We start from the raw sequence: 13,876 nt of genomic DNA on the forward strand, positions 1-13,876 counted from the left end.
TGCCTAAAACCCAAAAAACCGGGCGGTTTTTTACGGGGGCCGCTCGGTCCTCACGCGGAGGCCGTCATCAACGCAGCAGGGCCAGCACGCCTTGCGGCACCTGGTTGGCCTGCGCCACCATGGCGGTACCGGCCTGTTGCAGGATCTGTGCCCGGCTGAGAGCGGCGGTTTCCGCTGCGAAGTCGGCATCCAGGATGCGGCTGCGCGAGGCGCTCAGGTTTTCGCTGGTCGTGGTCAGGTTGGCCGTCACCGATTCAAAGCGGTTCTGGATGGCACCGAAGGTGCTGCGCAGCGAGCTCACGGCGGTCAACGCGGCGTCCACGCGGACGATGGTCTCGTTGGCGCCGTTGACCGTGGTGACGCTGGCCGAGGACAGGTTGCCGTCGGCCACCTCGAACTCGGTGCCACTGAAGCCCATGATGCCGTTGGCTTCGGTACCGCCCAGGGTGATCTTCTGGGTCGACTGCAGGGTCAGCTCGCCGCTGTTGGACACGGAGGCGTTGATGCCTGCCAGTTCGCGGTTGATGGCCGTCGCCAGTTCCTGCGCATTGGCGTAGGTGCCCGAGAAGTCCTTGGCCGTGCCGTCGCCCACCTGGATGGTGAATTCGCCCGAGGCCAGGGTCAGGCTACCACCGGTGGCGCCGGCCGTGCCCACCGCGTTGACGAAGCCCGAGTTGTAGGCGTTCGGATCGGCGTCGGTGATGGCCACGGCAGCGGAGCCATTGGTGTTGTTGGTGATGGTCAGCGTGCCGGCGTTGTTGCTCACGGTGTAACCCGAGAGCTGGCCCTGGATGGCCGTGGCCATGGCGTCGTAATCGGCGTAGTTGCTGGCCAGGTTCACCACGGTGCCGTCGACCTTGAACGAAGCGTTGGTGGTGGCGATGGCGGGGGCGCCGGCCGTCGACACCGGTGCCGTGGGCATGGTGGTGTCGGTGCCGCCGCCGATGGTGGACGTGTTGGCCGCGTTGTCCACTTCGCTGTTGATGGTCACGGCCGTCGAGCCGGCACCGGTGGTGGTGCGGCTGATGGTCATGTTGCCGCTGCCGTCGATGGCCACCGAGAACTGGCCGGCTGCTGCGGTTTCCAACTGGCTCTGGATGGCGGTCTGCACCGCGCTGTAGGAGCCGTAGTCCTGGTCCAGCACGATGTTGATGTCGGTCGCGCCGTTCTCGATCTGGAAACCACCGTTGTTGGCCGCGACCGCTGCCGTGCCGGCATTGCCCGCCGTGTTGTAGACACCACCTGCGTTGGCGGCGGCATTGGCGCCGGTGATGGCGATCGCCGCTGGTGCGGTGCCGTTCTGGATGGTGATCTGGTTGCCCGCCGCCGCAGCCGTGTAGGTGGCATAAGCGCCGCCATAGGCCTGGATCTGGGTCTGGATCGCCGTGGCCACCGCGGCCGCGTTGGCGTAGTTCTGGTTCAGCGTGATGGCCTGGCCATCGATGTTGAAAGTGCCGTTGGCCGGGCCGGTGGTGGCGGTGCCGGCGGAGTTGGCAAAGCCTGCCGAGGCGGCGTTGGCATCCGCGCCCGAGATCTGCACGGCGGTGTTGGAGCCGACGTTGCTGAAGGTCAGGGTACCGGCGTTGTTGGTCACGGTCACGTTGCTCAGTCCAGCCACTGCCTGGATCTGATTCTGAATCTCCGTGGCCAGACCGGCCGCGCTGCCGTAGTCGGCGTTCAGGGTGATACCGACGGTCGTGGCGCCGACCGTGACGTCGAACTGCGCCATGTCGCCGGCGCCGGAGAAGTCGCCGGCGTTGGCGCCGCCCAGGACAGCCACCGCGTCGATGGGGCCTTGGGTGTTGAAGCCCGAGCGGAAATCGGTGGCGGCCAGGGTGAACTGGGCGTTGCCGGCCACACCGGCCACGGTGGCGGTGCCGAAGTTCACGGCATCCAGGGTGGCGGTCACGCGGCCGCTGGTGGCGGCGGCACCGGTGGTGCCGAAGTTCAGGGTGCTGGGCGTGACGTCCAGGGTGCCGCCGGTGGCGGCGCTGCCCAGGGCCGAGGAGGTGGCCGCGGCGATGCTGCCGATGGAGGCGGTGCGGGTGCTGCCGCTGAGATCAAGGCTGATGATCTGGCCGGCGTCGGCGCCCACCTGGAAGGCAGCGTTGCCGAAGGTGCCGTCCAGCAGCTTGCGTCCGTTGAAGGTGGTCTGCGAGGAGATGCGGTCGATTTCAGCCAGACGCTGGTTGACTTCCAGGTTCAGGGCCTGGCGGTCGGAATCGCTGTTGGTGGCGTTGGCGGCCTGCACGGCCAGTTCGCGGATGCGCTGCAGGTTGGAGGTGATCTCGCCCAAGGAGCCTTCACCCACCTGCGCCAGCGACACGCCGTCGTTGGCGTTGCGGATGGCCTGGTTCAGGCCACGGATCTGCGTGCTGAAGCGGTCGGAAATGGCGAGGCCGGCGGCGTCGTCCTTGGCGCTGTTGATGCGCAGGCCCGACGACAGGCGCTGCATGGCCGTCGACAGCGCGGTCTGCGACATCGTCAGGTTGCGCTGCGCATTCAGCGACAGGATGTTGGAGTTGATGTTCATTGCCATGGTGTAGCTCCTAAAAAAAGCTGAAAAAGCCGGTGTTCACCGGTGCCAGGTCCGCCCTGTGCTGGCCTGGCAACGAACCTTTCATGAAGCCCGTTGAGGCTAATTTCGGGTGGCTGGCGTCAAACTTTAGGAAGATTGACAAATTGACCAAGGTTTCGGACGCTTTTTGCGCTTTGTTACAGGGCGCTGCCGTGCTTGCTCCCCGGGATGCCCAGCTGCCCGTGGCACGTTATCGGCCAAAAATGCGGGGTCTTTAGGGTTGTCTGTAAGGTTTTTTCTGACAGCGTTGACACGCTTCGCTGACGCGACAAACAGCCGGTTTCCGATTCAAGTTTGTTTGACCCTTTTTCACAATCCATTTCAACGCTTAACGATTCTTCGCAATGTGTGACGAAACGGAAACAGCGGCGTAACTGGAGCACGACGATGGACAACGACCAACTGCTGAACGAGATCCGCGAAGCCAACCTGACCTACCTGATGCTGGCCCAGAGCATCATCCGCAAGGACAAGGCCGAGGCGCTGTTTCGCCTGGGTCTGACCGAGGAGTCGGCTGATCTGTTGGTGGCACTGTCGCCCGCCCAGTTGCTCAAGATCGCGTCGACCAACATGTTGCTGTGCCGTTTCCGTGCTGATGACAACATGGTCTGGGGCCTGCTGACCAGCAGCCACAAGCCCAACAAGGTGGAAAACGACACCACCCAGCGTCTTCACGCCAGCATTCTGATGTCGGGCCGTTTTGCCGAGGCCGCCTGAGCGCCTGGCGTCCCACCCCACTGCATTGAACCCCTCATATTTGATAGGCAGGCACCATGGCAACCAAGAGTGTGATGACGGAAAGTCGGGACATCGAACGCGCCGTTGCGCTGATTCAGCTGGGTGCCCGACTGCAGGTGCTGGAATCCGAAACCAGTTTGTCCTACGAGCGCCTGTTGCGCCTATATAAGGAAGTGGCGGGCAAGTCCCCCTCCAAGGGCCAACTGCCGTTTTCCACCGACTGGTTCCTGACCTGGCAGCCCAACATCCATGCCTCGCTGTACGTGAACATGCACCGCTACCTGTCCAAGGCCAGCGAGATGGACGACATCGACGCGGTCATGAAGGGCTACCGGCTGTATGCCGAGCAGATGCAGGCCAGCGGGGTGGAGCCGCTGCTGACCTTCACCCGCGCCTGGCGCCTCACGCGCTTCATGGACGCCGGCATGCTGGTGCAGACCAAGTGCAGCTGCTGTGGCGGCTTGTTCGTGACCGAGCCCTATGAAAACGCCCGCCACTTCGAATGTGGTTTGTGCAATCCGCCCGCCCGGGCCGGCAAGGGCAAGGGGCCGGGAGGGCTGCGCCTGCACTGAACAGGGCCATATTCGTCAATTTTGATCACAAGTGGCCGATAGAATGGGTCAAAAGGTTAATCAGGGCCCCGCCGTATGTTTGTGATCATTGGTTACGTTGTTGCGATCGGGTGCATCTTTGGCGTCTATGTCGTGCACGGCGGCAACATCGGGGTGATTCTCAGTGCCCTGCCATTCGAGATGGTCACCATCTTCGGCGGAGCGCTGGGCGCCTTTGTGGTGAACAACCCGCCCAAGGTGCTCAAAGCGACCTTGAAAATGATACCGACGGCCTTCAAGGGCTCCAAGTACACCAAGGAGCGCTACCTGGAGCTGCTGGCGATGATGTTCGATATCCTGCAGAAGGCGCGCAAAGAAGGCCTGATGGCGATCGAAAAGGACGTCGAGGAGCCGCACAACTCGCCGCTGTTCCAGAAGTACCCGACCGTGGGGCACGACCACCACGTGGTCGAGTTCATCACCGATTACCTGCGCATGATGGTGTCGGGCAACCTCAACGCCCATGAGATCGAGGCGCTGATGGACAACGAGATCGACACCCACCACCAGGAGCACCATGCCCCGATCGCCGCGCTCACCCGCCTGGCCGGCGCGTTGCCGGCTTTCGGCATCGTCGCGGCGGTGCTGGGGGTGATCAACACCATGGGCTCGGTGGGGCAGCCACCCGCCGTGCTGGGGGGCATGATCGGCTCGGCGCTGGTCGGTACCTTCCTGGGGATTTTCCTGGCCTATGCGGTGGCCGAACCCTTTGCCGGCCTGCTGGAGCAAAAGGGCGAGGAGGACACCAAGGAGTTGCAGTGCATAAAAACAACGTTGCTGGCCAGCATGCAGGGCTACGCGCCTATGACAGCCATCGAGTTTGGGCGTAAAGTTTTGTTCAGTACCGAGCGCCCCACCTTCAACGAGCTGGAAGCCCACGTGAAGAAGAAGTGAGTTCGCCGGCGCTGGCGACCGCCGCCGGCGCCGCGTCCATACCAGGATTTCCCATATGGCCGGGCAGGGCAAGCAGTTACAACCCATCATCGTCAAGCGCGTCAAGAAGGCAGGTCATGCCGTGCATGGCGGTGCGTGGAAGATCGCCTACGCCGACTTCGTGACGGCCATGATGGCCTTCTTCCTGCTGATGTGGCTGCTGGGCTCCACGGCCAAGGGCGACCTGCACGGCATCGCCGAGTATTTCCAGTCGCCGCTCAAGGTGGCGATGATGGGCGGCGATGGCACGGGCAACAGCGACAGCATCCTGCCAGGCGGCGGGCGCGACCTGAGCAAGGCGTCCGGTCAGGTCGACGGCGGCGACGCGGAGCGGGCGGCCAAGGCCGTCGGGGCGCAGCTGGCGCGCGCCGAACAAGCCCGCCAGGACAAGGTCCGCATCGAGGCCCTGCAGCAGAAAATGACCGCCCTGATCACCCAGAACCCCAAGCTGGGTGAGTTCAAGAGCCAGATCAAGGTGGACAAGGTCACCGACGGCCTGCAGATCCAGATCGTGGACGAGCAGAACCGCCCGATGTTCGACGTCGGCAGCGCCCTGGTCAAGCCCTACATGCGCGACATCCTGCGCGAGATCGGCGTCGCGCTGGGTGACATCGAAAACCGCGTCACCTTGTCGGGCCACACCGACGCGTCGCCCTACGGCAGTGGCGACCGCGGCTACAGCAACTGGGAACTCTCCGCCGATCGCGCCAACGCCTCGCGCCGCGAACTGGTGGCTGGTGGCATGCCCGACAACAAGCTGCTGCGCGTGCAGGGCATGGCCGCCAGCGATCCCTTGGACCCCGCCAATCCGGCCGCCGCCACCAACCGCCGCATCAGCGTGACGGTGCTGACCCGCGAGGCCGAGGACCGCATCCGCCAGTCATTCAACAATCCGCCCCCGCCGCCCGCCGAGGCCCCGACCGTTGCGCCTTCGCTGGCGCCGTCGGTGGCCCCGGTGCTGGCGCGGCCCTTGCCGGTGCAGCCGGCCCAACGCTGAAGAGGAGGGCGCTTTGCAAGCCTTACACTTGGCACCCTGTTCCGACGGAGCAATTTATGCCTGAACTGAAATTCTTGATCGTGGACGATTTCTCAACGATGCGCCGGATCGTGCGCAACCTGTTGAAGGAAATCGGGCACGCCGACGCTGACGAGGCCGAAGACGGCGTCGCCGCCTTGCAAAAGCTGCGCAACGGCAAGTTCGACTTTGTCGTCAGCGACATCAACATGCCCAACATGAACGGCTTTCAGCTGCTCAATGAGATCAAAGGCGATGACAAGCTCAAGCACCTGCCGGTGCTGATGGTGACCGCCGAGGCCCGCAAGGAAGACATCGTGATGGCCGCACAGGGGGGCGCGGCGGGTTACATCGTCAAACCCTTCACGAAGGCCACACTCGAAGACAAGCTGGCCAATATCTTCAAGAAAATGGGTTGGTCTTAATAGGACGCGGCGCATGGACACCCCCCAGACCAGCGAGGACGGCAAGGTAAACGAGGTCTACCATCGTCTGGGCGCCATCACGCGCCAGTTGCACGATGCGCTGAACGAACTCGGTTACGCCGACAAGCTCAAGGGCACCGCCGACGAGCTGCCCGATGCGCAGAGTCGCTTGCAGTACATCGCGCGGCTCACCGGCGAGGCGGCCGAAAAGGTGCTCAACCATGTGGACGAGGCCAAGGCCGAACAGGGCAAGGTCAGCGACATGAGCCGCCAGCTCGTCGACACCCTCAAGCGCGTGCCCGGCCTCAACGCTGCCATGCCTGAACTGGCCGACTGGGCCGGGAAGATTCAGGTCAGCAGCGAGAAGGCCGACCACCACCTGACCGAAATCATGATGGCGCAGGATTTCCACGACCTCACCGGGCAGGTGATCAAGAAGGTCGTGTCGCTGGCGGCCACCATTGAGGACCAGCTGCTGCAGATGCTGTTGGCCACGGCGCCGCCCGAGGTGGCCGCGGCGGCTGAGCAGGCGCATGCCACCAAGGCCACGCCGGCATTGGATGGGCCTGTTGTGGACGCCGAAGGACGCACGGACGTCGTGACAGACCAGTCGCAGGTTGACGATCTGCTGGCGAGTCTGGGCTTTTGAGCCGGGCGTCGGCTGGGACACGTTTTCAGGAGCTCTCCATGGACAACGATGACTCGGTTGGCGCCCCTGTTTCCCGGCGCTTCCCCCATCCGGCGGGGGGACTGACCGATCGGCTGGAAAATCAGTCCGAGCTCCTGCAGGAATTTGTGGGTTGGGCCAGCGAGGTGAATGCGGCCATGGCGGCCTACAGGGCACTGGCGATGGCCTTGATCGCGACACATTCCCAGCCGAATGCCTTGCTGGATCATTTTCAGCAAGGCATGGACATGGTGGCCGATGCCGTCCCGCCGGATCAGGTGGGGGATTACCGGCGCGAGTTGCAGATGCTGCAAGGCTTGATGCTGAACGCCATCAACCGTGACCCGGCACGCTGAGCCGTGCCCCCGCCTCGCTTGCCCTCCCACTTGTTTTAATAGGGCTATTTTCCCGGTCCTTATTGCGTTTTAGAACGGCGGTCCACGCCAGACAATGTGCTCACCCACGTTGGACTGCACATGGATTCGTCAACGCAAGACCGTAACCTGCCCGCCTCGGAGCGGCGCCTGCAAAAGGCTCGAGAAGATGGGCAGGCGCCACGTTCGCGTGACCTGACCCACTTGGTCGTGTTGGGCGGTGGCATGGTGCTGCTGTCAGCGCTGACACCTTGGGGCTATGAGCGCTTGCGCCATGCCATGCGGGCGCAGATGAGCTTCACCCGCGTCATGCTCGACCATCCTGAGAATCTCTCGCGCGTGCTGGGCGACACGGTTCTGCAGGGCTTGGCCTTTGTGTTGCCGCTGGGCCTGTTGCTGTTGGGGCTGGTCACGCTGGCGACGGTGGCGTCGGGCGCCTTTGCCTACAGCGTCAAGCCGCTGATGCCCGAGTTTTCCAAGATCAGCCCCCTGAGCGGCTTCGGGCGTCTGTTTTCCCGCCAGCAGTTCTTCGAGGTGCTCAAGCTCACGACCTACACCGCGGTGCTGGTCATCATCGGCGGCATGTTCCTGAAGTCCCACCTGTTCGATTTCGGCAGCCTGTTGATGCGCCCGCTCGACGCGGCCATGCCCCAGTTGAACCAGTGGATGACCATGGGCATCGCCGGCCTGCTGTCGGTGGTGGCGCTGGTGGCCATCATCGACGTGCCGTTGCAGCATCACCTGCACAAACACCGCCTGCGCATGTCCATGCAGGAGGTCAAGCAGGAGCACAAGGAATCCGACGGTGACCCGCACGTCAAGGGCAAGCGCCGTCAGATCCAGCGCGAGCTGGCCCAGGGCAACAGCGTGGGCCGCGTGCCCGGTGCCGATCTGGTGGTGATGAACCCGACGCACTACGCCGTGGCGCTCAAGTACGACGCCGACACCATGGTTGCGCCGCGCGTGATCGCCAAGGGCGCGGACCTGGTGGCGATGCGCATCCGCGATCTGGCGCGCGAGTCCAAGGTGCCGGTGCTGCAGTCGCCCATGCTGGCACGTGCCCTGTACGCCCACACCGAGATCGATCATGAGATCCCGTCCGCCCTGTTCACCGCGGTGGCCCAGGTGCTGGCCTATGTGTACCAACTGCGCGCCGCGATGCGCGGCGAAGGCCCGATGCCCGGTGAGCAGCCGACGCCCGACGTGCCGCCCGAACTCGATCCGCACCACAAACGCAAGCCCCAAGAGGCCCTGGCATGAACGCGATTACCCAACGACTGAACGCCTGGCTCGGTCCCGAACACGGTTTGCACCGTGCCATAGGGGCGCCGGTGCTGGTGATGCTGGTGCTGTCCATGATGGTGCTGCCGCTGCCGGCCTGGATGCTGGATGCGTTCTTCACGCTCAACATCGCGCTGGCGCTCTCTGTGATGATGGTGGCGTCTTACATGAAGCGGGCGCTGGACTTTGCGGTGTTCCCCACCGTGCTGCTGCTGACCACCCTGCTGCGCCTGTCGCTCAACGTGGCGTCAACCCGGGTGGTGCTGATGGAGGGGCACAACGGGACCGATGCCGCTGGTCACGTGATCGAGGCCTTTGGCAACGTGCTGATCGGCGGCAACTTCGCGGTGGGCCTGATCGTGTTCGCCATTCTCGTGGTGATCAACTTTGTGGTGATCACCAAGGGCTCGGAGCGCATCGCCGAGGTCGGCGCGCGCTTCACCCTGGACGCCATGCCCGGCAAGCAGATGGCGATCGACGCCGACCTCAACGCCGGCCTGATCAACGAACCCGAGGCCAAGAAGCGCCGCGCTGAGGTCGGTGAAGAAGCCGATTTCTTCGGTTCCATGGACGGCGCGAGCAAGTTCGTGCGCGGCGACGCCGTGGCCGGCATCCTGATCCTGTTCATCAACATCATCGGCGGCTTCGCCGTCGGCATGCTGCAGCACGACCTGAGCGCCGCGCAGGCGGCCAGTTCCTACATCACCCTGGCCGTGGGCGACGCTCTGGTGGCGCAGGTTCCCTCGCTGTTGATCTCGGTGGCGGCGGCGATGGTGGTCTCGCGCGTGGGCAAGGACGAAGACCTGGGCGACCAGATCATGAGCCAGATGTTTGCCTCGCCCCGCATCCTGGGCGTGACGGCCGCCGTGATCGCGCTGCTGGGCATCGTGCCGGGCATGCCACATGTCGTGTTCCTGGGTTTCGCAGCGGTGATTGGTGGTCTGGCGGTCTGGCTCACCCAGGCGGCTCGCAAGCCCAAGGCGGACGCAGGCGAGGCACAAGCCGGCGCGATCGGTGGCGCCGCAGGTGGTGGGGCCGGTGCAGCCCCGGCCGACACCGAGGCGAGCTGGAACGACCTCATGCCGGTCGACCTGCTGGGGCTGGAGCTGGGCTACCGGCTGATTCCGCTGGTGGACAAGAGCCGCCAGGGCGACCTGCTCACCCGCATCAAGGGCGTGCGCAAGAAGTTTGCCCAGGACGTCGGCTTCCTGCCGCCGCCGGTGCATGTGCGCGACAACCTCGAGTTGCGCCCCAGCGCCTACCGCATCACGTTGCGGGGCGTGGTGGTGGGTGAAGGTGAGGTCTTTCCGGGCCAGTTCCTGGCCATCAATCCGGGGGGCGCCAAGACACCTCTGATCGGCACCGCCACCACCGACCCGGCCTTCGGCCTGCCGGCCAACTGGATCGACGAACGCCAGCGCGAAAACGCACAAATGGCCGGCTATACCGTGGTTGATTCCGAGACCGTGCTGGCCACCCATTTGTCACACTTGATGCAAGTGCAGGCCGCGAAACTGCTGAGCCGCACCGAAACCCAGGAACTGGTGGAACACGTGGCCAAACAAGCGCCCAAGCTGATTGAGGAAGTGGTGCCCAAGATGGTTTCCATCGGCGTGTTCCAGAAAGTCCTGCAGCTGCTGTTGGAAGAGTCTGTGCACATCCGCGACATCCGCACCATCATTGAATCGCTGGCCGAACACGCGGGCCAGACTTCCGACCCGGTGGAGCTGGCGCGCCGTGTGCGCACCGCGCTGTCTCCAGCCATCGTTCAGCAGATCTACGGTCCAGTCAAGGAGCTGGAGGTCATCGCCATCGAGCCTGGCCTGGAGCGCCTGCTGACGCAGGCCCTGGGGAGCGGGCCGAGCTCGGCGCTGGATCCGGGCGTGGCCGACATGTTGACCCGTTCCGCCGCACAGGTGGCCAATCAGCAGGAAGAGCAGGGCGTGCCCGCCTGTCTGCTGGTGCCGGACGCCATCCGTTCGGCCATGGCGCGCCTGCTGCGCCGCGCTGCACCGCGGCTGCAAGTGCTGGCCCACAGCGAGATTCCCGAAACCCACCTGATCCGCATCGGACCGATCCTCGGAGAGGTCGCAGCCTGAGCGCTGCTGGAGAACACCCATGAACGTCCAACGCTTTCTCGCTCCCACCTCCCGTGAGGCCATGGCCAAGGTCCGCAACGTCTTTGGCGATTCGGCTGTGATCCTGTCCAGTCGCTCGACCGATGCCGGCTTCGAGGTGGTGGCTACCGCCGAGGAAAATCTGGACCAGTTGGCGAACTCGCGTCCCCGGGCACGGCAGATGGAGGCCAGCGTGCAGGCGCAGGCACCACGGCGCAGCCTGCAGGACCGCGCCAGCCTGGAACGACCTTCTCTGGGCAGCAGCCAATCCAGCGTGGAGCAGGACACTGAGACCCTGGCCATGAGCACCTTGTCCTTCCAGGACTACGTGCGTGAGCGCATGCTGCGCAAGCGCCGTGAAATGATGGGTGCCGACAAGTCCGCCGTTGCCCCGGTACCGGCCTCGCCCACGCGCTACACCGATGCGGTGAACACGCCGCCGAGGCTGGCCCAGCACGCCCCCGAGCTGACCCGCCAGGCGGCCGCGCCCACGCGCCCCGCGCCGGAGGCCGTGCCCCTGCCGCCGGCCGGTCCCAGCCCGGTCGAGGCCCGTCTGACCGGTGAACTCAACGCGCTCAAGGACATGATCGAGGAGCGTTTCAACACTTTGTCGTGGCTGGGCGCGTCGCGCCAGAACCCCATTCAGTCCAGCCTCATGCTCAAGCTGATCCGGGCCGGCTATTCGGCGGCGGTCGCGCGCGCGGTGCTGGAGCGCATGCCACCCGAGCTCAACGCGGTCGATGCCTTCCGCTGGACGCAGGATGTGTTGATCCGCAACCTCAAGACGGCCGATGCCACTTCGTCCCTGTGCGACGAGGGCGGCGTGTACGCCCTGATGGGCGCCACAGGGGTCGGCAAGACCACCACCGCCGCCAAGCTGGCGGCCCAGTGCGTCAAGTCCTACGGCGCCAACAGCGTGGGTCTGATCACGCTGGATACCTATCGCGTGGCGGGCTATGAGCAGTTGCGCAGCTACGGCCGCATGCTGGGCGTGGTGGCGCACCTGGCGCACGACCGCGCCGCCCTGCAGGACCTGTTGGCCCTGCTGGCCAACAAGCGCATGGTCATCATCGACACCGCTGGCCTGGGCCAGCACGACCCGCGCATCGAGGAGATGCTGGAGCTGCTGGGCTCGAACAAGATCAAGAAGCTGCTGGTGCTCAACGCTGGTAGCCACGGTGACACGCTGGACGACGTGATCAACGCCTACAAGGGCAGCGACCTGTATGGGGTGATCCTGTCGAAGCTGGACGAGGCACCCAAGCTGGGTCCCGCCCTGGACAGTCTGATCCGCCACCAGATGCTGTTGCGAGGCGTGAGCACCGGCCAGCGCGTGCCCGAGGATTGGCAACGCGCCGACGCTGCGGCCCTGGTGCGCCAATCCATGGCCAGCACGGGCAAATCGGCCTACGATCCGCAGGCCAGCGAACTGGGTCTGTTCTTCTCACAGCCCGCGGGCGGGCAGGTGAACCTGGATGCGTGGAATGCTTGAGTCCTTCGATCAGGCCCATGGGCTGCACGCCTACGCGGCCATGGCCTCCAGCACCCGACTGTTGCCGGTGCCGGCCATGGTGCACGGCGGCGTGTCTCATCGACTGCTGTGGCTGATGGCGCGCCGGCTGGCGCAACAGGGGGAGCCGGTGTGGGTGATCGACGGCATGGCCGACGAAGCGCCTGGGCAGGGTCTGTTGGGGCGCCTGCTGGCCCGTGACCGACAGGCGCCGGCCTGGGGGGGCGATCCGGACGAGGAAACGGTGCCAGGCGTGCGCATCGTGGCCGGCCGGCAGGGGTTGCTGCGGCTGGCCAACCAGATGCACAGCCTGGGCTCGGAGGCGGCCTTGCAGCTGTTGCTGGCCACTGTGCCTGGTGGCGCCCATGTGTTGCTGACGGCTCCGGTGGAGGTGCTTGCTGTCTGCCTGCAGGGCAGCGCGGCCCGCCCGCTGGTGGCGCTTGATGGGCAGCCACGCTCGGTGGTGGAGGCCTACAACGTCGTCAAGGTCTTGCTGCAGGCGGGCGAGGTGCATCCGGTGCTGGTGCCCATGGCGCCGGGCGCGCCTGGGCCACGCGCACGTGGTGGCGCGCATGTCCGTGCCGACGCGCAATGGCAGTCGCTGGACGCGCCGGTGCAGGCCCTGGCGCGTTGCGCCCAGACCCACCTGGGCGAGGATTTGCAAATCTGGCCAGTGGCGTATGATGACTGCCGCGACACATCTGCCGACCGCGTGCCCGAATCGTGGTGGCTCAAGGTGTTGGACAGCGCACTCGTCTTGTCCGGCCGCGACCGGTCAATGGCATTGACCACCGTGGCCACGCCAGGCGCAGAATCGGACCTTCGGAGAAGTTGATGTACACCGCCAAAGGCACTCTCGATCGAGATGACCAGTTGCGCCAGTACAGCCCGCTGGTGCACCGGCTCGCGCATCACATGATCGCCAAGCTGCCAGCCAGCGTGGAGGTCGACGACCTGATCCAGGTGGGCATGATCGGCCTGACCGAGGCCTTGACACGTTTCGAGCCGTCGCAGGGCGTCCAGTTCGAGACCTTTGCCAGCCAGCGCATCCGCGGCGCCATGCTCGACGAATTGCGGGACGGCGACTGGATGTCGCGGGGTTCGCGCAAGCTGCAGAAGGACATCGAACTGGCGGTGCACCGGTTGGAGCAGCGCCTGGGCCGTGCGCCCAAGGAATCCGAGATCGCCCAGGAAATGGACATGACCTTGCCGGAGTACCAGCAGACCCTGGCCCGGGTGCGTGGCACCCAGCTGGTCTACCTCGAAGACATTGGCGGCAAAGGCGACGACGAGGACCACTTCCTTGACCGCTACTTGCCGGCCGACGCGGAGGCCGATCCCTCCGCCTTGCTGGGCGACCAGCGCATGCGCCGTTCCCTGGTGGATGCCATCAACAAGCTGCCCGAGCGCGAACAGCATGTGATGAGCATGTACTACGAGCACGACATGAACCTGAAGGAAATCGCCGCCGTGCTGGGCGTCACCGAATCCCGGGTCTGCCAGTTGCACAGCCAGTCGATTGCCCGCCTGCGTGCCAAGTTGCGCGAGCACTGAGCTTTAGAACTTGTCCGTAAATTTGGCGCGGCCCTGCCCAATTTGCGGACAAGTTCTTAGCCCACCCCCATCT

Annotated in this window: 13 protein-coding genes; 12 read left to right on the top strand and 1 reads right to left on the bottom strand. The window is 64.9% G+C overall.

Annotated elements, in window-relative coordinates; genetic code table 11:
• Nucleotides 1–67: 67 nt before the first annotated feature.
• Entirely contained in the window at nucleotides 68–2,539 is a 2,472-nt protein-coding gene (locus tag AAHB17_RS17315; RefSeq protein ID WP_342131909.1) for a flagellin N-terminal helical domain-containing protein, read from the bottom strand.
• A 426-nt stretch (nucleotides 2,540–2,965) separates the two neighbouring features.
• On the opposite strand from AAHB17_RS17315, the gene flhD reads away from it, so the two are divergent.
• From flhD to AAHB17_RS17375, 12 genes are all read left to right on the top strand, one after another.
• A complete protein-coding gene (flhD, locus tag AAHB17_RS17320) occupies nucleotides 2,966–3,295 on the top strand; it encodes a flagellar transcriptional regulator FlhD (RefSeq protein ID WP_342131910.1) in 330 nt (109 codons plus the stop codon).
• Between the two features lie 56 nt (nucleotides 3,296–3,351).
• The gene (flhC, locus tag AAHB17_RS17325) at nucleotides 3,352–3,888 is read left to right on the top strand and encodes a flagellar transcriptional regulator FlhC (RefSeq protein ID WP_342131911.1); all 537 of its coding nucleotides are present in this window, start codon (nucleotides 3,352–3,354) and stop codon (nucleotides 3,886–3,888) included.
• Between the two features lie 75 nt (nucleotides 3,889–3,963).
• Nucleotides 3,964–4,821: a flagellar motor stator protein MotA gene (gene motA / locus AAHB17_RS17330; protein ID WP_342131912.1), complete on the top strand. Its 858-nt coding sequence runs from the start codon at nucleotides 3,964–3,966 to the stop codon at nucleotides 4,819–4,821.
• Nucleotides 4,822–4,876: 55 nt separating this feature from the next.
• Nucleotides 4,877–5,857 (top strand): flagellar motor protein MotB, encoded by a 981-nt coding sequence (gene motB, locus AAHB17_RS17335; protein WP_342131913.1) that lies wholly within the window; start codon nucleotides 4,877–4,879, stop codon nucleotides 5,855–5,857.
• Nucleotides 5,858–5,913: 56 nt separating this feature from the next.
• Entirely contained in the window at nucleotides 5,914–6,300 is a 387-nt protein-coding gene (cheY, locus tag AAHB17_RS17340) for a chemotaxis response regulator CheY (protein ID WP_342131915.1), read from the top strand.
• A 13-nt stretch (nucleotides 6,301–6,313) separates the two neighbouring features.
• The gene (locus AAHB17_RS17345) at nucleotides 6,314–6,949 is read left to right on the top strand and encodes a protein phosphatase CheZ (protein WP_342131917.1); all 636 of its coding nucleotides are present in this window, start codon (nucleotides 6,314–6,316) and stop codon (nucleotides 6,947–6,949) included.
• Between the two features lie 38 nt (nucleotides 6,950–6,987).
• Entirely contained in the window at nucleotides 6,988–7,323 is a 336-nt protein-coding gene (locus tag AAHB17_RS17350; protein WP_342131918.1) for a hypothetical protein, read from the top strand.
• A 120-nt stretch (nucleotides 7,324–7,443) separates the two neighbouring features.
• Nucleotides 7,444–8,601, top strand: a complete 1,158-nt coding sequence (locus AAHB17_RS17355; RefSeq protein ID WP_342131919.1) for an EscU/YscU/HrcU family type III secretion system export apparatus switch protein — start codon at nucleotides 7,444–7,446, stop codon at nucleotides 8,599–8,601.
• An 80-nt stretch (nucleotides 8,602–8,681) separates the two neighbouring features.
• A complete protein-coding gene (gene flhA / locus AAHB17_RS17360) occupies nucleotides 8,682–10,721 on the top strand; it encodes a flagellar biosynthesis protein FlhA (protein WP_446719614.1) in 2,040 nt (679 codons plus the stop codon).
• Nucleotides 10,722–10,740: 19 nt separating this feature from the next.
• Complete coding sequence (gene flhF / locus AAHB17_RS17365; RefSeq protein WP_342131922.1) at nucleotides 10,741–12,231, top strand: flagellar biosynthesis protein FlhF; 1,491 nt, start codon at nucleotides 10,741–10,743, stop codon at nucleotides 12,229–12,231.
• Nucleotides 12,224–13,084 carry a hypothetical protein gene (locus AAHB17_RS17370; protein ID WP_342131924.1) on the top strand — a complete coding sequence of 287 codons (861 nt, stop codon included), beginning with the start codon at nucleotides 12,224–12,226 and terminating at the stop codon, nucleotides 13,082–13,084. The genes flhF and AAHB17_RS17370 overlap by 8 nt, the downstream gene beginning before the upstream one ends.
• Nucleotides 13,084–13,803: an RNA polymerase sigma factor FliA gene (locus AAHB17_RS17375; protein ID WP_342131925.1), complete on the top strand. Its 720-nt coding sequence runs from the start codon at nucleotides 13,084–13,086 to the stop codon at nucleotides 13,801–13,803. The genes AAHB17_RS17370 and AAHB17_RS17375 overlap by 1 nt, the downstream gene beginning before the upstream one ends.
• Nucleotides 13,804–13,876: the final 73 nt, after the last annotated feature.

The sequence above is a fragment of the Hydrogenophaga sp. OTU3427 genome (assembly GCF_038440225.1).
Lineage (GTDB): Bacteria > Pseudomonadota > Gammaproteobacteria > Burkholderiales > Burkholderiaceae_C > Hydrogenophaga.

What these genes read in the sequence shown, in the direction of transcription:
- flhA (WP_446719614.1), top strand. Translation starts at nt 8,682, where the DNA reads ATGCTGGTGCTGTCCATGATGGTGCTGCCGCTGCCGGCCTGGATGCTG.
- flhD (WP_342131910.1), top strand. Translation starts at nt 2,966, where the DNA reads ATGGACAACGACCAACTGCTGAACGAGATCCGCGAAGCCAACCTGACC.
- motA (WP_342131912.1), top strand. Translation starts at nt 3,964, where the DNA reads ATGTTTGTGATCATTGGTTACGTTGTTGCGATCGGGTGCATCTTTGGC.
- flhC (WP_342131911.1), top strand. Translation starts at nt 3,352, where the DNA reads ATGGCAACCAAGAGTGTGATGACGGAAAGTCGGGACATCGAACGCGCC.
- AAHB17_RS17345 (WP_342131917.1), top strand. Translation starts at nt 6,314, where the DNA reads ATGGACACCCCCCAGACCAGCGAGGACGGCAAGGTAAACGAGGTCTAC.
- AAHB17_RS17355 (WP_342131919.1), top strand. Translation starts at nt 7,444, where the DNA reads ATGGATTCGTCAACGCAAGACCGTAACCTGCCCGCCTCGGAGCGGCGC.
- cheY (WP_342131915.1), top strand. Translation starts at nt 5,914, where the DNA reads ATGCCTGAACTGAAATTCTTGATCGTGGACGATTTCTCAACGATGCGC.
- motB (WP_342131913.1), top strand. Translation starts at nt 4,877, where the DNA reads ATGGCCGGGCAGGGCAAGCAGTTACAACCCATCATCGTCAAGCGCGTC.
- AAHB17_RS17315 (WP_342131909.1), bottom strand. Translation starts at nt 2,539, where the DNA reads ATGGCAATGAACATCAACTCCAACATCCTGTCGCTGAATGCGCAGCGC.
- AAHB17_RS17350 (WP_342131918.1), top strand. Translation starts at nt 6,988, where the DNA reads ATGGACAACGATGACTCGGTTGGCGCCCCTGTTTCCCGGCGCTTCCCC.
- AAHB17_RS17375 (WP_342131925.1), top strand. Translation starts at nt 13,084, where the DNA reads ATGTACACCGCCAAAGGCACTCTCGATCGAGATGACCAGTTGCGCCAG.
- AAHB17_RS17370 (WP_342131924.1), top strand. Translation starts at nt 12,224, where the DNA reads ATGCTTGAGTCCTTCGATCAGGCCCATGGGCTGCACGCCTACGCGGCC.
- flhF (WP_342131922.1), top strand. Translation starts at nt 10,741, where the DNA reads ATGAACGTCCAACGCTTTCTCGCTCCCACCTCCCGTGAGGCCATGGCC.